Source organism: Paenibacillus sp. NMA1017, assembly GCF_058895805.1.
Map to the genome: position 1 here is coordinate 261,213 of NZ_JBZXYR010000004.1, position 22,656 is coordinate 283,868.

General features: G+C 45.4%; 20 protein-coding genes. 8 read left to right on the top strand and 12 right to left on the bottom strand.

Annotated elements, in window-relative coordinates; genetic code table 11:
- Positions 1-15: 15 nt before the first annotated feature.
- Entirely contained in the window at positions 16-345 is a 330-nt protein-coding gene (locus AC5ELV_RS13350; protein ID WP_493430594.1) for an ArsR/SmtB family transcription factor, read from the bottom strand.
- 546 nt (positions 346-891) lie between these two features.
- On the opposite strand from AC5ELV_RS13350, the gene AC5ELV_RS13355 reads away from it, so the two are divergent.
- The 3 genes from AC5ELV_RS13355 to AC5ELV_RS13365 all read left to right on the top strand — a co-directional run bounded on the left by AC5ELV_RS13355 (position 892) and on the right by AC5ELV_RS13365 (position 5,046).
- On the top strand, positions 892-2,349 hold the full coding sequence (locus tag AC5ELV_RS13355; protein ID WP_493430595.1) for an RtcB family protein: 1,458 nt from the start codon (positions 892-894) through the stop codon (positions 2,347-2,349).
- 1 nt (position 2,350) lies between these two features.
- Positions 2,351-3,631 (top strand): AAA family ATPase, encoded by a 1,281-nt coding sequence (locus AC5ELV_RS13360; protein WP_493430596.1) that lies wholly within the window; start codon positions 2,351-2,353, stop codon positions 3,629-3,631.
- A 260-nt stretch (positions 3,632-3,891) separates the two neighbouring features.
- Positions 3,892-5,046 carry an MFS transporter gene (locus AC5ELV_RS13365; RefSeq protein WP_493430597.1) on the top strand — a complete coding sequence of 385 codons (1,155 nt, stop codon included), beginning with the start codon at positions 3,892-3,894 and terminating at the stop codon, positions 5,044-5,046.
- Between the two features lie 121 nt (positions 5,047-5,167).
- On the opposite strand, the gene AC5ELV_RS13370 is transcribed toward AC5ELV_RS13365, so the two are convergent.
- The 3 genes from AC5ELV_RS13370 to AC5ELV_RS13380 all read right to left on the bottom strand — a co-directional run bounded on the left by AC5ELV_RS13370 (position 5,168) and on the right by AC5ELV_RS13380 (position 7,543).
- Complete coding sequence (locus tag AC5ELV_RS13370) at positions 5,168-5,920, bottom strand: amino acid ABC transporter ATP-binding protein (RefSeq protein ID WP_493430598.1); 753 nt, start codon at positions 5,918-5,920, stop codon at positions 5,168-5,170.
- A 14-nt stretch (positions 5,921-5,934) separates the two neighbouring features.
- Positions 5,935-6,603 carry an amino acid ABC transporter permease gene (locus tag AC5ELV_RS13375; protein WP_493430599.1) on the bottom strand — a complete coding sequence of 223 codons (669 nt, stop codon included), beginning with the start codon at positions 6,601-6,603 and terminating at the stop codon, positions 5,935-5,937.
- 73 nt (positions 6,604-6,676) lie between these two features.
- The gene (locus AC5ELV_RS13380; RefSeq protein WP_493430600.1) at positions 6,677-7,543 is read right to left on the bottom strand and encodes an amino acid ABC transporter substrate-binding protein; all 867 of its coding nucleotides are present in this window, start codon (positions 7,541-7,543) and stop codon (positions 6,677-6,679) included.
- A 281-nt stretch (positions 7,544-7,824) separates the two neighbouring features.
- Between AC5ELV_RS13380 and AC5ELV_RS13385 the strand changes: the two genes are divergently transcribed.
- Positions 7,825-9,126, top strand: coding sequence for an MFS transporter (locus tag AC5ELV_RS13385; RefSeq protein WP_493430601.1), 1,302 nt, complete (start codon positions 7,825-7,827; stop codon positions 9,124-9,126).
- A gap of 128 nt (positions 9,127-9,254) precedes the next feature.
- Here the strand turns inward: AC5ELV_RS13385 and AC5ELV_RS13390 are convergent, their stop codons facing one another.
- The gene (locus tag AC5ELV_RS13390; protein WP_025686368.1) at positions 9,255-9,512 is read right to left on the bottom strand and encodes a GlsB/YeaQ/YmgE family stress response membrane protein; all 258 of its coding nucleotides are present in this window, start codon (positions 9,510-9,512) and stop codon (positions 9,255-9,257) included.
- A gap of 297 nt (positions 9,513-9,809) precedes the next feature.
- Between AC5ELV_RS13390 and AC5ELV_RS13395 the strand changes: the two genes are divergently transcribed.
- Together AC5ELV_RS13395 and AC5ELV_RS13400 are read left to right on the top strand one after the other, a co-directional pair.
- Positions 9,810-10,073 (top strand): YkgJ family cysteine cluster protein, encoded by a 264-nt coding sequence (locus AC5ELV_RS13395; protein WP_493430708.1) that lies wholly within the window; start codon positions 9,810-9,812, stop codon positions 10,071-10,073.
- Positions 10,074-10,109: 36 nt separating this feature from the next.
- Positions 10,110-11,060 carry an acetylxylan esterase gene (locus AC5ELV_RS13400; protein WP_493430602.1) on the top strand — a complete coding sequence of 317 codons (951 nt, stop codon included), beginning with the start codon at positions 10,110-10,112 and terminating at the stop codon, positions 11,058-11,060.
- A gap of 129 nt (positions 11,061-11,189) precedes the next feature.
- Here the strand turns inward: AC5ELV_RS13400 and AC5ELV_RS13405 are convergent, their stop codons facing one another.
- A complete protein-coding gene (locus AC5ELV_RS13405; protein WP_452567340.1) occupies positions 11,190-11,513 on the bottom strand; it encodes a DUF3817 domain-containing protein in 324 nt (107 codons plus the stop codon).
- Positions 11,514-11,665: 152 nt separating this feature from the next.
- Between AC5ELV_RS13405 and AC5ELV_RS13410 the strand changes: the two genes are divergently transcribed.
- The gene (locus AC5ELV_RS13410; RefSeq protein ID WP_493430603.1) at positions 11,666-12,670 is read left to right on the top strand and encodes an LLM class flavin-dependent oxidoreductase; all 1,005 of its coding nucleotides are present in this window, start codon (positions 11,666-11,668) and stop codon (positions 12,668-12,670) included.
- A 330-nt stretch (positions 12,671-13,000) separates the two neighbouring features.
- Here the strand turns inward: AC5ELV_RS13410 and AC5ELV_RS13415 are convergent, their stop codons facing one another.
- From AC5ELV_RS13415 to AC5ELV_RS13430, 4 genes are all read right to left on the bottom strand, one after another.
- A complete protein-coding gene (locus AC5ELV_RS13415; RefSeq protein ID WP_493430604.1) occupies positions 13,001-14,614 on the bottom strand; it encodes a cellulase family glycosylhydrolase in 1,614 nt (537 codons plus the stop codon).
- A 417-nt stretch (positions 14,615-15,031) separates the two neighbouring features.
- Complete coding sequence (locus AC5ELV_RS13420) at positions 15,032-15,283, bottom strand: hypothetical protein (protein ID WP_025723818.1); 252 nt, start codon at positions 15,281-15,283, stop codon at positions 15,032-15,034.
- A gap of 227 nt (positions 15,284-15,510) precedes the next feature.
- The gene (dhaK, locus tag AC5ELV_RS13425; protein ID WP_493430605.1) at positions 15,511-17,271 is read right to left on the bottom strand and encodes a dihydroxyacetone kinase subunit DhaK; all 1,761 of its coding nucleotides are present in this window, start codon (positions 17,269-17,271) and stop codon (positions 15,511-15,513) included.
- 1 nt (position 17,272) lies between these two features.
- Entirely contained in the window at positions 17,273-18,406 is a 1,134-nt protein-coding gene (locus AC5ELV_RS13430; protein WP_493430606.1) for a glycerol dehydrogenase, read from the bottom strand.
- Positions 18,407-18,594: 188 nt separating this feature from the next.
- On the opposite strand from AC5ELV_RS13430, the gene AC5ELV_RS13435 reads away from it, so the two are divergent.
- Positions 18,595-19,626, top strand: coding sequence for a PocR ligand-binding domain-containing protein (locus AC5ELV_RS13435; protein ID WP_493430607.1), 1,032 nt, complete (start codon positions 18,595-18,597; stop codon positions 19,624-19,626).
- Positions 19,627-19,794: 168 nt separating this feature from the next.
- On the opposite strand, the gene AC5ELV_RS13440 is transcribed toward AC5ELV_RS13435, so the two are convergent.
- Together AC5ELV_RS13440 and AC5ELV_RS13445 are read right to left on the bottom strand one after the other, a co-directional pair.
- Positions 19,795-20,727, bottom strand: a complete 933-nt coding sequence (locus tag AC5ELV_RS13440; protein WP_493430709.1) for a DUF2167 domain-containing protein — start codon at positions 20,725-20,727, stop codon at positions 19,795-19,797.
- A gap of 1,419 nt (positions 20,728-22,146) precedes the next feature.
- Entirely contained in the window at positions 22,147-22,653 is a 507-nt protein-coding gene (locus tag AC5ELV_RS13445) for a hypothetical protein (RefSeq protein WP_493430608.1), read from the bottom strand.
- Between the last annotated feature and the right edge of the window lie 3 nt (positions 22,654-22,656).

Genomic DNA, 22,656 nt, shown 5'->3' on the forward strand with positions numbered 1-22,656 from the left:
TTTTCTGTAATAGCATTACTTCTCGTTACGTATACCTTCCAGCAACGAGATAGCTTCGACCAAATGATTGTCAAAAATCCGCCGCGCCACCGCAAGCAGCTCCGTCAAAAGCGGATCACGTAGTGAATACACAACCGATGTACCTTCCTTGAAGCTGTTCACCAAATTTTTGGCCCGTAAAACAGCCAATTGCTGCGATACGGCAGAACCTTCGGAACCAAGCGCAGTCTGCAGCTCGTTCACATTCCGTGCCCCTTCACTCAGCACCTCCAAAATGCGGATGCGCAGAGGGTGAGCCAATGCTTTGAAAAAGTCGGCCTTAAATTTCTGGAGATCTCCTTCCATGCCTGCTCCGTCCCCCTCACAGAATTGTCCTATAAACGACCAACAATATCTGAATATTTGAATATTTAGTACAATAACAGCTTCGGGCCAATTGAACTATGATGTTACTCACACTTCACCATGAGTAAAATCACATTTTTCCACACTTCTATCTTTCAGGGGTTGACAGCTTCCACAGGTTTCCATTAACATAGCAATTAACTTTAAGAAAAGGGGGCCGACAGACATGACCAAGCTTTACATGATAACGACAGACAGGCAGCATGATACAACCACATATTTGAGTATTCGTCTCATCGGCCCCGTTCGGGCGACATGATGGGTGATATCACGCTGTCTAACGGCGTGATTAGCCAGGCTTTTTTATTTTTTTATGCTATTGGAAGAACAGGTTATTTTACGTATTTATGATGTATTGGTCATAAAATGTAATGACACTTTCGGTGCAGGAAGCCGTAGACGACAAGTCTGCGGCTTTTTTTGTTTTTTAAATCTTTTTATGCAAGTATTTATGAATTTACTTAAAGAAGGGAATTACCCATTTATATGAATATACAACATACAACCGACTCGTCCTTGCATGAAGGGCCATACAGCCATCTGATGAAGCTTCCGGCAGGTGATCTAACCGTATATGCTTCTCAGCAACTTTTCTCCTCACTGGATTACAAGGTGTTCGAGATGGCTAATAACAATTTACAAATTCCAGGTATCCGCTATATGGGATACACACCAGATGTACATGTAGGCGTCGGAACCTGCATCGGTACGACTGCTGTATGGGGAATGGAGGACGGCTATGTATCTCCCTCCATCGTCGGCAGTGATATTGGCTGCGGCATGCGTGTACACCTGACCAATCTGCACAAGGATGCTTTGAAGGAAACCAAGCTGCGCCGTAAGCTGGTCAAAACCATCGACAAATACTTACCCATGGAAGCCCACCAGCGCGGGCATTATTCGGATATCCGACTGGAACATATTGTACGCAAAGGTCTACACGGCTTACCCAACAAATATATTCCGGACAGCTACACTCCTAAGAAATCCACCTCACTCACCCATGTAGAGCACAGTAAGTTCTCCTTTGACGAGGAGGTGCTGAATCTTGTCGAAGACCGTACATGGCATCGGGCTCACCGACAGCTCGGCACACTGGGTGGAGGCAATCATTTCGTCGAAATTCAGGCGATTGAAATCGCGGAGGAAAACCGTGAAATAGCTGAAGCTTGGGGGATGTTCGACGGTCAGGTGGCTGTGATGATTCATTCTGGATCGCGGGCTTGGGGTGGAGCAGTCAGCCAAGCCAGTTCATCTGCCATTGCCAAGACGATGAGCCGTCTCGGACTCGGTACTTCTGACCCGAGACTGGTATTCGCACCGCTGGACCATCCCGAGGCTGCACATTATGTCGATATGATGTATTCGGCGCTGAATTATGCCGTAGTGAACCGACATCTCATCGCATACTCCGTGCGTGAAGCCTTCCGCGATGTCTTTGGTACAAAGTGCGAGTTGCGTACTTTGTACGATCTGATGCACAATTATGCTTGGGAGGAATCCCATCTGGATCACGGCAGCGTGTTTGTGCATCGTAAAGGTGCTACGCGTGCTCTTCCAGCAGGACACCCCGACAATCCGCGGCCTTATCAGGCGACAGGGCATCCGGCCCTGATCCCCGGCTCTATGGGGACAGCCTCTTATATTATGGTAGGCTTACCGGGCGGTCAGGATAACTTCCACTCCATTTGCCATGGAGCAGGCCGTATTCGTTCGCGTTCTGCGACCAAACGACTCGTCAGTGTGGACGATTTTGCAGGGGCCCTGGGTGTAGGGACAGACGACGAAATTGTGGTTAATCAGGCATCACTGGAAAGCATTATCGACGAATCTCCGCAAGCCTACAAAAATGTAGATGATATTATCGAAAGTGTCACCGGGGCAGGACTCGCAGCAGTTGTGGCTAAATGCAAGCCGCTAGCCGCCCTGAAAGGAGCCAAATAATTTGAGTATAGACATCCCAGCTATTTACGAATTTGATGAGCGTACAGATGGACGCATTACCGGTTATGCCGCTTATGCCCGTCTGATTGACGGTATCAGTGAAGCACTCAATAACCGCTACGGCGTAAAATACGTGCTGTATGCCAGTGATGATCCCAATATTGAGTATTGGGATCTGCTGGAGGAGGACATTCGTTCAGGCAGTCCCGATCTGGAGCATGTGGCACGGGTCTTCGATCGTTTGGAGGAACGCACCATCCAGTATGACGATGACGGGCCGACTCCTGAATACGGCGTGCATCTGTCGATGCGTAATAATGTATTCGCCTATCCCAAGTGGGGCATCGCGCTAGCGCGAGTTCCCTTTTTCCGTGATAATGGCGTATACAATGAAGATTACGTATTTGCGATAGGCGACCAGGAACTGCAAGGATTCCTCGCGGGAGTACGCGGTCGTGAACGTAAGCAGAATATGAAGCGTGTCACCGTTTTTACGGACACAAGCCGTGGACTTTCTCGGCAGGCAGAGCCGATAACCCGCGCAATTACGCGGGATGACGTGATTTTGAAAGCGGAAATCAAACGGGATATTTTCCGATCACTCGATCAGTTTTTTGAAGCGGATCGTACCTTCTACCAGACGTATAACATTCCTTATAAGCGTGGTATTCTGCTATACGGCCATCCGGGCAACGGTAAAACTACACTTGTAAAATCAATTGCCAGCAGTGTGCCGGGTCCGGCAGCTTACTGGCAAATTACAGAATATACAACTAGTGAATCGGTCAAAGAGGTGTTCGAGGCGGCTACTCGCCTGGCTCCGATGGTGCTGGTTATTGAGGACATTGATTCCATGCCTCAGGAGGTTCGTTCCTTTTTCCTGAATACCCTCGACGGCGCTACATCCAAGGAGGGCATCTTCCTGATCGGAACGACCAATTATCCCGAAAAAATTGACCCGGGTCTGATGAACCGGGCAGGACGTTTCGACCGGGCCTATGAAATCAGTTTGCCTGACGAAGCGCTGCGACTGGCGTATCTCAAGCTGCGCAACTTCCTTGTTTTTGCAGGGGAAACAGGTACACAAAAGGCGGCAGCCATGACTGACGGTTTTTCCTTGGCTCAGCTCGGAGAACTGTATGTCAGCACTGCTCTGGAGTGGCACGAGCAGGGAAAAGCCGATATTGAGCTGATTATTAAAGGTATGCGAGGCGAACTCGATAAGAGTCGCAAACAGGACTGGTTAAAAAATGTAGCCGAAGGACGAGTTGGATTCTTTTAAGTTATCCACTCATTGCCTTATCAAGAAATTTATGTTACGTTGAGAAACAATAAAGTATCGAAAGGGTGACCTTAAGCCAATGATCTACTAATCCTATTCCACAAAGAAAAAAATCGTAATCTTACGAATTTTCTGGATAGGATTAGTGTAGGCTTTGGGCATTAACGGTAAGAGCATTGCTTCTATGACGGGAGCAGTGTATCTTCTTGTTCGTATGTCTACCTCCTATCCAGAAACCAATGGATAAGGAGGTTTTTTGCATGAAAAGAATACTTGGAATTCTAATGATTAATATCTTCATCGTTATGGTGGGCGTTGGTTTAATTACCCCTATTCTGCCGGAATTGATCATTGAATTTGGTGCCAGTGGGCGAGCAATCGGTTTATTGGTAGCAGCCTATGGCATAACGCAATTCCTGCTCTCTCCCCTGACCGGACAGCTGTCTGATCGATATGGGAGAAAAGTTTTTATCGTCGTAGGTGTTATTGTTTTTGCTGTAGCTAAATTTATCTTTGCTATCGGAGATGAGCTATGGATGCTGTATACCTCAAGACTTCTGGAAGGAATGGCAGCAGCCCTGATTGTTCCACCGATGATGGCATATGTAGCGGATATTACAACAACCGAAGAACGCGCCAAAGGGAACAGCCTGCTCGCCGCAGCCATGTCATTCGGATTTGTTATTGGACCTGGACTGGGGGGGCTTCTTGCAGGATATGGAACGAGAGTGCCGCTGTATACAGCAACAGGTGCTGCTATAGCTGCTGTTATTTTTTCAGTGTTTTGTTTGCCAGAAAGTTTATCGAAAGAGCAAATGAAAGCAGCGCGGGCAAGAATGATTCAGAAGGAATCCATTTACAAACAATACGCGAGATCGTTGAAGTCAAAATATACAATGCTCTTTGTACTTATCCTGGTGATGACCTTTGGACTCGCTAATTTTGAATCTGTTCTTGGTTTATATGTAACGAATCGTTTCCAATTTTCACCGCAAAATATTGCTGTCATTCTGACCGCAGGTGCTGTGATTGGAGTCGGCATGCAAGCATTAGTTGTTGCTAAAATAATCAATAAGTTTGGTGAACAAAGGGTGATCAAAGGATCGCTTCTTTTCACCTCGGTTGCGTATATTTTATTTCTCTTCGCCAAAGATTTTTGGAGTATCTTCCTTGTCACTTCCCTTATTTTCTTTGCCACAGCTATGCTTCGTCCAGCCCTTAATACACAATTATCGAAGATGGCCGGGAATGAGCAAGGATATGTAGCTGGTATGAATAATGCCTATATGAGTGTTGGGAATATTTTAGGCCCTACTCTAGCGGGATTTTTATTGGATGCAAATCTGTTCGCTCCGTTCATAGCAGGCTGCTGTATTCTATTGATTACTTTTTTGCTTACATTAAAATTGAAATAAAAGAGGACAACTGATGAGCAAAAGGCAGCTACGGGTGCGAGGCTTTATTTTTTCAATGCCCGGCTGTAGCTGCCTTTTTATTCAGTCTAAACGCTTATTTTAACAAATATTTCAATTCCCTTTATTCCGCTTCCCCGCTTAGACGATTCAAAAACTGAATAGCCCGTGAACTGGTAGGCTGCTTCAGAACCTCATGCGGCGTACCCTGCTCAACGATTACACCCTGATCCATCAAAATCACATGGTCTGCAACCTCGGCTGCAAATTTCATTTCATGGGTGACAATGACCATGGTCATTCCTTCGGCAGCCAGTTGCTTCATGACCTTAAGCACCTCACCTACCAACTCGGGATCAAGCGCGGAGGTCGGCTCGTCGAACAAGAGTACCTCAGGTTCGACCGCCATTGCCCGGGCAATACCGACCCGTTGCTGCTGTCCTCCTGATAACTGATGCGGATAGGATTCCGCTTTATCAGCCAGTCCCACCTTGTTAAGCAACTCCAATGCACGTTTGCGCGCTTCGTCCTTGCTCTTTTTCTGAACCGTGACTTGTCCCTCCATCACATTTTGTACGGCTGTCATATGCGGGAAGAGGTTATAGGATTGAAACACCATTCCTGTCCGCTTGCGCAGCGCCAAAATGTTTTCTTGCCGGAGCTTCGTTCCTTTCGCAAAATTCAGTGCAATATCCCCTACTTGGATTTCTCCCTGGTCAGGAACCTCCAGCAAATTCAAACAGCGTAAAAGCGTTGTTTTACCAGAACCGGAAGGACCGATGATAACAAGCACTTTTCCTTTACCCAACGTTACGTCAACACCCTTAAGTACTTCCAGCGAGCCGAACGATTTGTGTATATTCCGAATTTGGATCACCGGTACAATCTCCTTTATCTGACGGAAAAACGGCCTAGTCGCTTCTCCAGGTAATTTTGCAGCACAGTCAAAATAGTGCTAAACAGCAGGTAAATAACTCCCGCCTCGGTATATACCAATAGTGGTTCGTATGTGGTAGCTACAATCTGGTTAGCCGTTCTGAACATTTCCACATAAGTGATAGTCGCAGCCAGTGAGGTATCCTTCACCAAGCTGATGAATGAATTGGCCAACGGAGGTACGGACACACGGGATGCTTGCGGAAGCACGATACGCCGCAATACTTGCCAGCGCGTCATCCCCAGGGAGTATCCCGCCTCCCATTGGCCTTCCTGAATAGATATGATAGCCGCACGCATAATTTCAGAGCTATAAGCCCCTACGCTGAGGGTAAAGCCGATCACTGAAGCAATAAACGGGTCCAGTGTAATACCCACAGAAGGTAAACCATAAAAAATAATATACAATTGCACCAGCAAAGGAGTTCCTCGAATCACCCAAACATAGAAGCCGAAAATCAGCTTGAGTATTCTCCATTTGGACAGCCGGGCCAACGCTGTAATCAGCGCCAGCGCGAGTCCCAGAGCAAAGGAGATAAGCGTGAGCGGAATCGTAAAAGAAACCCCTGCTTTTAGCAGAGGCAATAATGAATCCATAATGATTTGTATTTGGCGATCATCCATTGTATAGACATCCTTTGAAAAGATAGGTTTGAGAAGATTCGGTTCAACTTGGCGAACGTTTGGTCTTCATTTATTATTTGGATACGTCGGCTCCAAAATATTTCTCGGAGATTTTCAGGTACGTACCGTCAGCCTTCATATCTGCCAGCGCTTTGTTTACTTCCTTGATCAAATCTTCGCTGCCTTTATTGAATACAGCTGCGCTGTGTGAAGCATCTGAAGATTCGTCCACCTTTTTGATGGGTGCGTCAGGCTTTTGCTTTTTCAGATCAAGATAGGATAATCCATCATTGACGGTCGCATCCACCCGTTTGGAAGTGAGGAGGTCAATGGCTTGGTTGAATCCCTCTGTTGCCACAATTTCCGCACCGTTGCTTTTCGCGATTTGAGTCAGGTTACTGGTCAAGGACTGCCCTGCCTTTTTCCCTTTTAGATCAGCAAATTTATGGATGTCTGTATTGTCTTCGCTTACGATCAGAACTGCCTTGGAGACAATGTACGGATCGGAAAAATCATATTTTTGCTTGCGATCATCTGTAATGGATACTTCATTGAACACCGTGTCAAACCGCTTGGAGTTCAACCCTGCGAATATACCGTCCCATTGCGTCTCGATAAACTCCGGTTGTACCCCCAGGCGTTTGCTCACTTCAGTCGCAATATCGACATCGAAGCCTGTCAGTTTACCATCCGCATCATGGTAGGTAAACGGAGCATAGGTGCCTTCCGTGCCAATTCTTAGCTTGCCGCTTGCTTTTACAGATTCAAGAGTAGCTGTAGCAGTAGTATCAGTAGCAGTAGTATCTGCTTTTCCATTATTAGATCCGTTATCTCCGGTAGATGCATTATTGGTACTGGCGCCTTTATCGTTGTTACCGCAGGCCGAAACCAGCAATGCCATCACGATGAGTACAATCGGCAAAAAACTAAATTTTTTCATGGTATCCACACTCTTTCCCTTTTTCTTGATAACCTAGCACGCGGCTGGTCATTGAATAGTACATCATTCATTTTCACGCGTCAATGCTTTTATCCAATAATCCCTATGTAAAAGGTAAGTTATATATTTTTGTGGCCAAAAGTTATTCTAGGTTGACTCTTTCATTGGCAGGCTATTCATTACAACTCCCCTCACAGAAACTTTTTCTGTACCCTTACGTTAGAGATTTCGTATAATTAGGTTTTAATATGCAATTTAGAAATATGTACCGGAGTGTGATTATGGATACCCAAAATTCAACCTTATCCTCTACATCACCTGAAGGAAGTCACTCGGCCTGGGCTACCTTCACTTCACCTTTAAAACAATCCAAAGCGTTCACCTTGTTGTGGCTTGGACATTGGATCGCAATGTTGGGGAGCTCAGTCACCACAGTCATTTTGCCACTGGTTATCTATTCCCTAACAGGCTCGACTACTATCATGGGACTGGCGATGACTGTTTATATGCTGCCAAACGTACTTATTCTGCCTTTCGCAGGCATGATCGTGGACAGAATTGACCGAATCCGTCTCCTTCTGTTTACGAATATCGCCCGGTTTGGGCTGATGTTCCTTGCGGCTGTATTGATGTTTACGGGCGGGATGAAATTGCCGCTTCTATTCGTTGGCCTTGCGTTGTACGGATTGATGGACGGTATCTTTAATCCCGCTTATTCTGCCTTACGTGCACAGGTGTTCACACCGGACATACGCAATGCAGCCAACGCGCTTAGTCAGATCAGTATACAAGCCGTCCGTCTACTTGGCCCTCCGTTAGGAGGCTTCATTGTATCCTTTTCCTCACCAGGTATCGGCTTTGGGCTGGATTCTATCGCTTATCTGATATCTTTTGCCTGTTTTTGGATGCTGAGTGCTCATTTGGCCTCCATCATCGGCAAAGGTCAGGTAGATCCAGAACAGCAAGATCAGGGTGGACAGCATTTTCTCAAGGATTTTATCGCAGGCTTTACCATTCTCAAAAGCCATCCTTGGCTATGGATTACGATCCTTGCCTTTTCCTTCATTAATATTTGTTATTCAGGCATTATCGCTGTACTCATTCCGTGGCTGTTCAAGGTTCATCATGGCTACAATCCAGTCGTATACGGCATTGCGATGGCAAGTAGCGGTATTGGCGCCATGCTGGGGGCCTTTGTGTATGGATCACGCAAGCATTGGAAGCATCGCGGTCTGCTCGCTTACTTAGGAGCTTTTGTCAGCGGTCTTGCTTTACTACTGTTGTCTGTAGTCACTTGGATGCCAGGACTGATTATGAGCATGATGCTCGAAGGATTTGGCATTATGATATTTGCAATTATCTGGGAGACAAGCCTTCAGGAATTAGTCCCAGCCGAGTCTTTTGGACGTGTAGCTAGTCTGGATCTAATGTTTTCCTTTGCCCTGCTTCCTGTCGGCTATCTGGCAGTAGGTGCTGTGGCGGATAAGCTGGGTGGTATGTTCACCATTGGCATGTTTGCAACCATCGGCATGTGTATCGTGCTGGGCGTTCTAAGTGTTCCTCATATCAGGCGTTTTCAATAGGACAAATTTGTCACTTTTCCTCAAAAAAAGCTGCTCCCACAGGTTCAATTTCGAACCTTGCGGAAGCAGCTTTTTTTCCATTTTAGCCTTGTGCCCCAAAGGGCCAGTCTATTCAATGATTCGTAAAGTTAGCCTCTGCTCCGTCCAACGGAACGGAAGATCAAGCTTACAATCACGACCAGCACAATCGCACCGATTAATGCAGGAACGATGTAGAACGATCCGATTTCAGGACCCCAGTCTCCCAGAATCAAGCTACCCAACCATGCACCGATAAAACCAGCGATAATGTTACCTATCACGCCACCCGGAACATCACGACCTGCGATAATTCCTGCCAGCCAACCAATAATACCACCAACAATCAATGCCCATAACCAACTCATTTTACGTCACCTCGTTTAAGTTTTTATCGTTGTGTTCTATTATTAACCACTCGAACTCTTTTTGAACACACAGAATTCAACTGGTTAATATTACCACAGAATGGAACACTGATTTAGGGGCTTGATACCATCCTACGTGCCTCCCCGGCTATTTATGCTCTTTGTGTGATAAGTGTGTCTCCAATGCGTTTATCCTTGTATTCCTGCTTTTTTTGTGCCATCCTCACATTATGGCTTCATTAATGTAACTTCATGCATAAGTTACAAAAATAACAGATTATTAAGGAGTGACCCCAACTGGAGTGTCGAGTAGGATGCGCTGCGTGCTGTATTGCCATTACGATTTCTTCCCCTATTCCCGGCATGCCAGATGGAAAACCTGCTGGTGTTCCTTGCCCTCAGCTAACGCCCGATTACCATTGCCGGTTGTTTGGCAAACCTGAACGCCCCGTTGTATGCAGTGGATTCCATGCTGATGAGGATACGTGCGGAAGCACTAATGAAAGAGCATTTGAGCTGCTGAGAGAGCTGGAGGAGTCAACTTTACCGGGTAAAGCTTAAGGAGAAGTTCATTCTATATGAAGGAGAATTTTGATTATGAATGTTATTGAAAAAAGAATTGCCGAATTGAAGCAGTATCAGCCCGATCTTACCGCCCCGAAGGATATAGATTTATTCTGGGCCAAGACACTGGAAGAAGTCCACACCAAACCTGTACATGCGTTCAAAACTCTCGTAGAAACACCATATCCTCATATTCTTGCTTACCGGGTTACTTTTGAGGGTGTCGATGATACGCCTCTGCATGCTTGGTATGTACGCCCCCGATTTGTCGGAGATCAAAAACTGCCTTGTATCGTTCTGTTTCATGGCTATACAGGCGGAAAAGGCTATCCTGAAGATTATTCCTCCTGGCTCATGCTTGGTTTTGCAGTATTGGCGGTAGATGTCCGTGGTCAGGGGGGAGAAACGGGAGACCGTCTGGGTGATCCTCATGGTACGGTTAAAGGCTGGGTAACGAAAGGAATATTGGATAAGGATACCTGCTACTACAAAACGATTACAACCGATGCCCTTAGAGCCCTAGATTGGGTAGCGGAGCAGCCGGATGTCGATTCGGCTAAAATCGCAATCAGTGGCGCCAGTCAGGGCGGCGGACTTTCATTAATGGTGGCTGCACTCAGCGATAAAGCTGCCATTACGGTAGCGGATATTCCCAATATGTGTCATATGGATTTTGGTATGATGAATTCTACCAGTTCACTGACGGAAGCAGCTGAATTTGCTAACCGATTTCCGGAGCATTTGGAGCAGGTACTACATACATTAAGTTATTTTGACGTGATGAATCTTGCTCATCGTATTCGTATCCCGATCATGGTATCGGTAGGGTTCAAGGATACGGTGTGTATGCCAGAGACGATTTTCGCCGCTTATAACCGTATTGAATCACCGAAAACGATTGAAATTTATCCGTTTACCGGACACTGGGTTGAAGGCTTTCAAAGACGCAAGGCAGCTGAATTTTTAGTGCAGCATTTTTCATAATTCCTCCGGTGCACAAAAAAAGAACACCACGCATCAACCTGCGTAATGTTCTTTTCTACTGCATCGGGGCCAGTCCCGCTTACGCCAGACAAACTCCTCGACACTTCACATGAAGCAAATCTTCTAAGATTACGATGTAGCTCGCTGTTCTGCTGCCGAATCCCCTGTCCATTTTCGCACCCAAACAAAATCCATAATCATCAGACCAAACGGGATAAAGGAGGCAAACATAATAAAAAGAGGCCGCCGTATAGACCAATGCAGTGCTGTTTTTCCATAGATTAAAGCAACGAGGAGCAACAAAAAGCTCACCCGGTATATGTTACCAATCACCATAACCGCCTGGGTCATGCCCGCAGCTTGCAGCGGCTGGTGGGTGAATAGTATTGCCAAATAAGCTATAGCTTGAATCCAGAGCATGAGTCGGACACGCCCCAAAGGTGTTCTTAACACAATTTCAATCCCCTCTCCATAAGCAAGGATGTTCTCTCATCCTCTACACATCCTTTATTATAACGAAAAGGTCCCCAAACTCCAACCTATCCATTTATGAGTTTTGACCTAATGAGTTGTGTCTGATACAGTTGTGTAAGAGGTGATTATAAATGCTTAAACTGGGTATACTGGACCAGTCTCATATTCCTGAAGGCGGTACTGCTCAGGATGCATTATCCAATACAACAGATTTAGCGCGCGAAGCTGACCAACTGGGGTACAGCCGTTATTGGGTATCCGAACATCATGCGTCCAAAACACTAGCGCACTCCAGCCCTGAGGTGCTGATTGCGCATTTGGCTGCTCACACATCACGCATTCGTGTAGGTTCAGGCGGTATTATGTTGCCACACTACAGCGCGTATAAAGTCGCCGAAAACTTCCGCTTACTGGAGGCACTCCATCCAGGACGCATTGACCTGGGAATAGGACGTGCTCCCGGTGGTTTACCGCTTGCTACTCGTGCCCTGCAGGAAGGCAAGTACTCATCTGTCGAACAATATCCACAGCAGATTCTCGATTTAATCGACTACTTCCATGATTCAGTGCCTGACAATCATCGGTTTGCCGGTCTTCATGCCTCCCCGATGATATCGACCGTCCCTGAATTATGGTTGCTGGGCTCCAGCGGGGAGAGCGCCAGATTGGCCGCGATGATGGGTGCCTCCTATGCCTTTGCCCAATTTTTCGGGACTCCAGGTGGTGTAGAAGCTACCGCACGTTACCACGAGCAATTCCAGCCCTCGATCCTGGGTGATAAGCCCCATTCCATGGCGGCAGTTACGGTGGCCTGCGCGGAAACTGAAGAGGAAGCTGAGCAGCTGGCGTCCAGTGCTAGTTTGTATTTCCTTTTGCTCATGCAAGGTAAAGAAATGAGTTCTCTTCCGTCGGTGAAAACAGCAATGTCCTATCCGTACACGGAGTTAGATCGTGAGCGGCTGCGTCAGTCTGCAGCCTGGCGCGTTGTTGGTACCCCTGAACAGTGTAAGGAACAGCTGCTAAGACTGGCTGAGCAGTATCGTACCGATGAGTTGCTGGTCGTTTCATCCATTCATGACTTTGATAAACGTGTTCAGTCCTACCGTCTGCTGGCCAAAGCTTTTGATCTGGTATAAACGTAGTTGAACAGAGGAAGAGCTTCTGAAACATTAAAACCCCCGCGTGCCTATGATGGCAACAGCGGGGGTTTGTTGTAGAGAAGGGTCCATTCGAACCAACCCCTCTGCACTATGGAAGTAATTCAAGCACTGCAAAAGTCGAACATCATATGGTACTTTAGTAGTATATACACCGAAACTAAAGTGTCAGTCGTTACCTCCTAAAGTTCCAGTCCACATATACCAAAGGCGCATATTTTATACTCCAAAGCTTGGAAAGATCGCACCCTAAAGTCCCATATCTTTACTCGTTCCGATAAAGTTAGTACCGGTTGGATTCTAAGGTTCCTAAGGTTCTATACCCCAAACCAGCTTACCCTGCTGATATACAGTGCCATGGTCCCAGTCTGCAAATGCTTTTTGGGTAGCACCATAGGAGTAATCGTTGGTCTCATCAAAATTGCTCCAATTTGCAGCATGAATACGGGGTTGAATTTCTCCGCTTTCCCCACCGGGCTGAATCGTTCCCGCTCCATCTGTGAAAGAAATCTCCACATATTTATCAGCCTTGGCCTTTGGATTTGGCAATGTTACAAAAGTTGCTTTTACCTTTTCATTGCCAATCCTGGCCCAGTCTACAAAAAACTGCTGAGCTTGTTTGCTTTCATCTGTGTAATAGTAGCGAATTTTTAGATCACTCAGCTTCACAGCTGTTTTTCCTGTGTTTTTGATATTAAATTCAGGACGGATTGCGTTATCCTTGGCGTTCGTGTCACCGGTGCGATACTGAAGCACAATCCCTTGATCGTTACTACCCGGTGTACTTCCTCCGTTGCCGTTATCGCCGCCGTTGTTGCCACCACCGTTATTACCGCCAGTGTTGCCATCTCCGCCGTTATCCCCACCGTTGTTTCCGCCTCCACCATTGTTGCTGGAGCCTTCCAGAATCGCCTGTTTTACGAATTTGCCAGAAGCGGACAATTGTGAATCAGGCCATCCGCCCTTACGGTCAGCACCAGGCAACAGCGCAGCAGAGGTCTCATTTTTATCTGCCAGCGACCAGTTAGCCCAGCTGATTCCACGGCTGGCCAGAAAATCGGTCCATACTTTGGATTCATTCAGGAACGGTCCACCGTTACCCGAAGCATCGCTTGTACCCCACTCGGTAGCAAATATGCCCACGCCTTTGTTCAGCGCATAATCGACCCGATCGCGCAAGTACTGTCCATGCGTACCCGCATAGAAATGTACGGTATACATTGTATTCTTGTCTGGAAGTGGATGGTCTGCTGCATCATGTACATCCTGACTCCATGTGCCTGTTCCTACAATAATAATATTGTCCGGGTCCTTAGCGCGAATAACCTGAGATACCTCAGACGCATAAGGTCGGATTTGATTGTTCCAGTTCACATTCCCATTCGGCTCATTGGCAAGCTCATAGATTACGTTAGGCAAATGGCCGTACTGAGTTGAAAATTCATTAAAGAAAGCTTTGGCTTCATTTTTATGAATGTTCGGATCGCCATCTGAAAGAATGTGCCAGTCGATAATGACGTACAAGCCCAGTTTCTGTGCTGCCTCAATCGCTTCCTTCACTTTATTCTTCAAAGAAGGATTGGCGATATAACCATCTTCTTCAGTGTACAGCGCAACCCGAAATACGGAAATGCCCCAATCGTCCCGTAACCATTTCATAGAGTCCTGATTTACCAGATCCCCAAACCATTGGACGCCGTGAGAGCTAATACCTTTGAGTTGTACAGGTTTACCGTTTTTATCCACCAGTTTACCATTCTTTACTGAAAGTTGTCCGTAACGTTCCACAGGGGTCGTCCCAGCAGCCTCTGCTGTTTGCGTATTCCAGTTGAATCCGTTCGTTAACGTTAATAGTAATACTGCTGTTAGCATTACCGCTACTCTTTTTGCGATCCTTGGCAGGATCCATTGCCCATTCATCATTTACACATTCCTTCCTTTTTATAAAGTAGATAAGACTTATCAGTACGTTGTTCTCCGCTCTTTCGTCCCCCCTTTATACAACAAGAGGATCAGGTCCAAACATAGATGTCACTTACCTGTATATGGATGATACTACTATTATAGTTAGTTTCATGTTACATTTCGACTTTATGATAGAAAATGAACAGGAAGTCACGGTTTTGGGATGTGTTTTGCTTAGTTGACTACTATAGAGTACTAAAGGGACAAAAGACTCATTTACCCATTGCAAAATTTGGCGGGTTTTGGTTCGAACTTCAGTTGTTTAATAAAAAAAGACTGCTTCCCGATGCTTTAGCTCGGTATAGCAGTCTTATAGATGATCTTATATGTGATCGAATAATGTTACAAATATCGTCTTAACGTAGGATCTCCCTATTACCCCTGAGCAGTTGCTTGAGGTTCTTTGGTCGTCTGATCTTCCTTCATATCGCCGCCATCCGTCGCTTGATCTGTCAGTACAGTCTCAGATGAGTTACCTATTACCTTGTCTATAAGTTGCAACCAAGGTTCTTCACTACCTCCACAGCTCTCAATATCACCGAGCAGGGACTCTAGCGTGGTTCCTTCTTCTGGCAAATCAATAACTAAACTGTCTTCGTCAACTTGGATAGTGCAGCAGGTTTTCATTGTAAATCCCTCGCTTAATTCTTATTTGAGCATGCAGTAAGCTAGCTCAGATGGGATGAACTCCCATGGATTCCGGGATAAGCCCTTTGAATCCGTTTGAAATTATAAACCTAATACCCATCAATTGCAATGAACAAATCTTGAATTTAATAATTAGCGAGTGTTACAGGCAGGAATAGCTATCTAAACGAAGTGTTCGCGGCCAGTAATTTTGGATTTATAGAGAATCAGTTCAAACATTCAGCAAGCTCCGTAAAAATCACTCCAAGCGCATAGGCTCCCGCGTCAGGATAACCAAGGCTTCTCTCTCCTACCGTTCCAGCACGGCCCATGCGCGCCACGATGTCTTCCGTCTTTTTGGCCCCTAATACAGCGGCTTGACCACCTCTTACAAAGGCTGTCTTCACGTCAAAATCTAATTTTGCGCTCTCCAACCAGCTATCCGCACATGGCACTAATGCGTCAATAAGCGTCTTATCGCCAACAACGGCTCCTCTGCCGAAGGAACGTTCGCCTGTCGATTGTATGCCTTGCACCCCAGCCTGCATCATATCTGCAAATTCGGAAACGGTGAGTTCGCTTCGTTCGCCCGCAGATCGTGCCGCTGCGCGAAATGCTGAGCCCCAGATCGGACCCGAAGCGCCACCACAGTATTCCATGATGACGAGCGAGCATGAATGAAGAAAGGCTCCCATCGTCAAAGAGTCTTGATTCAGGATGTCTCGCCATTCCCGTTTCAGCTGACGAAATCCCTTTGCAACGCTCATGCCAAAGTCGCCGTCACCTGCATGAGAGTCAAGATCGCAGAAAGGTACCTCATTCTTGATGATAACCTCACTCATCTTATCGACTAGGTAGATAAGATTGTTCAACGTAATCTTGTTGTTCTCAATAACCGCAAAGGCAGGGTCCGTTTCTACTTCAAAGGATACTTGCCGCTTTTCGTCTGCTACAGTTGAAATATCCGTGAATACGACATGATCAACAGGTCCAGCCACCTTGAACGCAGGCGCGTTGCTTTCATGGGAAAGAAGCGTTTTCAGTTCGTTGTCCAGCTTCATGATGGAAACCGAGATACCTGCCATATCGATACTCGTCATATAATTGTTGACAAAAGTGCGATCGATCGTGATCCCCTTCGCTGCTAGTTCGCGAGTGACCGAATGGTTGAAGAGGTACAGTTCTTGCAGAGGCGTACCACCGAAACCATTGATCAACAGAGCGATTTCTCCGCTGAATCCAGTTTCGATCTGCATGTCTCGAAGGAGATCGGTTACCATTCTGCCTGCCAGCGTATCCGCATCCGTCAGCTTCTCGCGGCTGGTCCCAGGCTCGCCGTGAATGCCGACACCGTACTCGATTTCATCATCCTCGAGCTCTAATGTTGGCGTGCCCTTCGCCGGCACGGTACACGAAGTCAATGCGAATCCGATACTGCGTACATTTGCAGCGGCTTTCTCCGCCACTGCTTTAACTTCCGCCAGACTCCGGCCCTCTTCCGCCGCTGCGCCCGCGATTTTATGGACGAGTATCGTTCCCGCCACCCCGCGCCGTCCGACTGTATATAGGCTGTCTTCTACAGCGATGTCATCTTCAACCTTTACATAGTCCACTTCCAGACCGTCTTCAGTGGCCAGATGGGCGCCGTTTCTAAAGTTCATAATATCGCCGCTGTAATTTTTAATAATCAGCAGCGCACCTTTTCTCCCGGTTGTCGCTCGGATGGCCTGATATACTTGAATTTGTGAGGGAGAGGCGAAGACATCACCGCAGACCGCGGCATCGAGCATCCCTTTGCCAACGAAGCCAGCGTGGGCGGGTTCATGCCCGCTGCCACCGCCGCTGATGAGTGTTACTTTCTCCGCGTTCAATTCCTTTTTCTTGAGCACTTTGTATTTCGGCAGAAATTCCAACTCGGGATGCGCGAGCGCAATACCACTGCACATCTCAAGGACCAAATTTTCCGCACGGTTGATGACCTTTTTCATGCTATTCTACCTCCGCTTTGTACTGGCTCCCGATACGGTTGGCCGCAGCGATTGCCGCAGCAACCTGCTCCACTGTGACCGGAAACGGCATGGAATGAATCGATTCCTCCAGAATGCAGGCCTTTGCTGCTACTTCCATGAGTTCTTCCTGGCTGATATGATCGACGCCGATATCAGCCAAGCAGACCGGTAAACCGACGGCTAAACAGAAATCGAGTACCTGATCTAATTCTTCCGTCGGTGCGTTTTCGAGCACCAGCTGTGCGATCGTGCCGAATGCAACTTTCTCTCCATGATAATAATGATGCGTGCCTTCCAAAATCGTGAGTCCGTCATGAATCGCATGGGCCGCCGCAAGTCCACCGCTTTCGAAGCCGAGGCCTGAGAGTAAAATATTAGTTTCAATGATATTTTCGAGTGCTTGCGTAACCTGGTTTTCATCACATGCCGCTTTTGCTTTGGCACCGTCTTTCAACAGCATTTCATAGCATAGCGTTGCAAGTGCAATCGCCGCATTTGTACCTACTGCTGGCGCACACTGTCCTTCGCGTACTCCGTTAGGCAGTCCGGCATTGACCCTGGAGTAAGAACGGGAGGTCGCACGGGCTTCAAAGTAAGTCGACAGTGCATCACCCATACCTGATACAAGGAATCGGGTTGGTGCATTAGCGATTACGGTGGTGTCGACTAATACGACACTCGGACTTTGCTTAAAATAGGCGTAATCGTCGAAAGCGCCTTCCGGGGTGTAAAGAACGGCCGAGTGACTTGTCGGTGCATCCGTCGCAGCAATGGTCGGACAAATGATAAGCGCTTCCCCTTGAGCCACGCATTTCGCCGCGTCGATCGCTTTCCCGCCGCCGAGACCTATGATACAATCGCATCCATTTGCAGTAGCAATTTCCTGAAGTCTAGACACTTCCTGTCTGGAACACTCACCCATAAAACCGCTTTCAATAAAGGTCACGTTATATTTACCCAAAGTGGAATCAAGTTTATCTTTTACCCGCGCCACATCGGCAGGATGCGCAATCAGTAAAGCGGATTTGCCGAAGGTGCTCACATAGTAACCCAAATTCAACAATTCGTTTTCACCTTGTACATATTTGCTTGGGCTGATAAAAGCTTTTCTCATCTATAATTCCTCCTTATGATTGTGTTGGCTTCGTTCTGATTAAAACTATAACTGAACCATGTAAACTTTACATTGGAGGAATCAAGGAATATATTATAATTTATAATCGTATTTTTTTGCACTGAAGATCACAAATTGTACTTTTTTGTTATTGCTTACAGGATAATTTACCATTAAGGGATGAGATCTTGATACGTGAACATTTGAGCATCCAGAAAATCTTTGATTTGAAAAAGTGGGAGCAATTGCAGGATTCATTAGCATCCGTTACCCAATTAGCCATTCTCACCGTCGATTATAAAGGGAATCCCGTAACTAGCCACAGCCAATGCCAATCGTTCTGCAAGAAGGTTCGTCAGGATGAGAATCTCCTTCCCTACTGCCAAAAATGTGACTCTCGCGGTGGACTTGAAGCGGTGCGTTCCAACAAACCTTATATTTATCTCTGTCATTATGACATCATCGACATCGCGGTACCGATCATTATCGACGATAAGTATATCGGCGCCGTCATGGCAGGTCAGGTCCGCTTAGCCGATCCTTCGAGCGCCTTACAGCTGGAGCAAATCCTCACATCAAAAAATGAAAAACTGTACAGTTCTAAATGGGAGGAACTTAAGAATGACTACGCCGATCTGCCCTCCATGACCTATCAGGAAATTCAGACGATCTCCAACATGTTATCCTTATTGTGTAATTATATTGTTGAAGAAGCGATGAACAAAAATCTCCTCGCAGAAATGTTCGAGAAAGCGTCGGGCACACAGTCCACTCCGCAGTTGTCCGAGATCCTTCCTGGCTACTCGCTGGAGCATATCGAAAACCTTAAGAAAGAAATGAATAATTTCTTAGCAGATGCCTATCTGAATTCCTCAGGAGATGTGGATATTCCGTGCGGAAATCCCGTACTAAAACCCGCCTTCGAATATATCTTTGAGCACAAGGGTGAAACTTTTTCTCTTAAAGCCATGGCTGACTTGTGCCACATTAGCCCAAGCTATTTTAGTCGGCTGTTTGCCAAGGAAACGGGTGAGAACTTTTCCAGCTATCTTTCCCGCTTGAAGATGAGATGGGCGAAGCAGTTGCTCGAAGCTACAGATATTCCTGTATCTCAGATCAGTAGCGAGCTCGGCTTTAATGAGCCGGGCTATTTCATTAAAATATTCAAAAAGTATGAAGGCACAACGCCCGCGGTGTACCGAAAGTATTACAAGGGATAAAAAACGAAAAACAGATGATTCATGGGTCTAACGTCTCCATGATCATCTGTTCATAATTTTCTGCTCAAGTTACGTATCCAGGTGTGCTTCTAGGCTGCCTGAGATTGTGTTTTGCGCTCAATCACCATCCCCTTTTTATTAGCAATTTTATGGAGTGTTTCTTTATCGTTACTGTAGTGTTTCTGACTGATCCTGAGCGTTCGTTTCATTGTGCATGGATTCCGATTTTTTCTTGCGAAATAATTTGGCGAAAAACTTGCCGATCACACCAAACATACCTGCACAAGCAGCACCAATAAGTATGATAACCTTAATTCCCGCGCCCTTAAAAAAAGCAATGAGTAATGCCAATAAGCCTACTTTTTTAGCTACTGCCAAGCCTGCTCCTCCCAAAATCAATCCGGTTAGGCCGTATTCGGAAATTTTGTCCGTTGAAGCATTAAAATCCTCGTATCGCTCACCTGATCTGACTGTCAGCTTGGGTAATATATTCTCATTCAAAAACTTCTTATCAGCGTCCAAATGCGCAGGATCGGACACTAATATTGCAGAGATATAACCCTGACGAGTGAGCAAACGAACATTATAATTGATCAGCTTTTCCTTGTTCCCATCCTCCGCCAGCATAGACCAGGTTAGATTATGGGTCGTTTTATTATAAAAAGGCTCCACATCCCAACCCGTAACATACAGGCGATCACTTTCCGCTTTTTCCTTGTTACTCTCTTCCGTACCCTCTTTATAACTATCTAGAATGGCATCCGCATCGATGTCTTCTTTTTCATCATCCTTGATGTGTCCAAGTTCATCGTATTCAAAAACAACTTCCCAATTTTGATTTTCATCTTTCGGAAATATACTCCCAATTTCCTTGCTAGTTGGCTTCTCGTGATTCATCTCACTCACTTTTGCAGTGTTAGCCGCATCCAAGAAAAGAAGAGATGAGTCCAGTTCAACCGTAGCCATTTTTCCCAAGTCTATCTTTCGGCCGCCCTCAATCCATTTTAATTGTTCATTGGATGAGGCCCACGCGTTACCCCCACTGAGTAACACCAGACTAAGCGCCAACAGCGCTCCAAAAATCGTTTGGCCCCATTTCATTTTGTTACTACATCTGTTATCTAGTCTCTTGTTCAAAACTCATTACCCCTTTATAAATTCCAATATCTCCCGTGTCCCCAATCATATTAGCCACTGCTTTATATTTTGTAAATTCGCAGTAGAAAAGGGAGCTTCTGTGACTTAATACTCATTTTTATACATATATATGCAAATATTCTAATCTTATCGAACTGAATTAATAAAATGTGAATGAGCGATAAGAAAAACTCAAAAATGTTAAGCACAATTGCGCAATAGCACTACTTCTCCGTTCCAATTTCCTACTTATGAATTCCTAAAAAGGGCTTATTCCTTGATACGACAACTTCAGTGACTTTTAGCTTAATTTCGAACACATCCGTTAGCATAAAAAATGTCGAATTTCATCAGATTAAGGAATGCATAATTCATATAACAAGCGAATTTAGCCTTAGTGACTTTTTCCTGTTTTTAAACATATGTCAACTTTTTTATTTAAAAGAATGTATAGGCTTTCATAGGGTCGATTGATTAAGAAATAAGCTAATTATTGAAAAGCTCCCATACAAGTTTACTGCTTGTTTTTGGGGCTAGGAGTTATTCACCAGTATTTGATAGTGTCACCATACTACTTATTCAGCTTGCCAAAGCCCGCTCCGAGACTGGGACAGATCACCTTGTCTGACTTTAGCGATATCACTAGTTCCTTCACTGTACTCGCTGGTGGCAACAATCATTGCAGCGACACCAGTTAATAGCCGTGTTGTGAATGTTATCGGAGCCGCCGTTGAAATTGCTCCACCTGCCCCCGCCACACCCCAAGAGAGCAGCCAGAGTAAAAAATAGATCCCCTAAAGCGGATTTTTGGACTTTAGAGAGTCCTGTTTCCATATCAGGAAATTACTATATTTTGGAATAAATCTGAGAAGCTATACGGTTACCATGCCGTATCCGTACTTCTCCAGTAGCTCCTGAGCCTGAAGATTACAGACACTCGTCCGACCAGATCAGTTGTATTCTATAGTCCGGTCTCCTGCATCGTCTGAGCCGTCGCTCGGCCTTGCGTATCATATTCGTAAGCTAGGATTTTTACAGCCTGACCTACGATTTCCTGCATTTTTGTTACTAAATACTACGCTTATATTTCTACTATTATTAACCTAATATTATTTGCTGTTCACCAAACCGTCTTCACACATAATCGTATCGTGTATGCTCGTTTGCCGACATATTCAGCAGAAAGAAATTCCACTCAATTACATGATATGATAGGATAAATCGCTATTTGTAAAGAAGAAAAACACCCTTTTTTAGTGAAAAGACAGTGTAGAACAATCATCACTATATAAAAAGGTGTTTTGCTATTTTAATTTTTTTATTTAGAATCAATTAACTTAATTGGTTTAAATTCAATTATAAAACATTGAATAAATTGCTTCACTAAACTACTTCCCAGTTAAATGATGGCGCTAATATATCAAAAAAAACATCATGGCCTAAAATTAACCAATGTCTTACACTTAAAGAATCAATACCTAATCTACTTTTCAAATTTGAGTTTATTACTTCATAAAAGCTAGGATCCGGACAAATATTTGTTTCATTCCACAGATCATCATCTAAATTTGCTATTTGACTTAAATCAAATTTCTCTGAATCTAACAGTCCATATTCTTGCTGTGATACAGTTTTGCTAAAAAAGTGGACCTGAGCAAAATTAATCTCTATAATTGCATTTCCAACCCTATTCCAAATCTCATCTGGTATTTTCTCTTCGTTACCATACTGTCTACATAAATGTTTAATTTCACGCTCCCTTATTTTAGCGTTATAATTAATTAAAAATTTTGTTTTAACTTCTGTTTCCTCTCCTATAAATTCTATAAAATCGTGAGACGGGCTTATTTGCCAAGGTACTTCTACTGCATGAAGTATTGATTTTTCCATTAA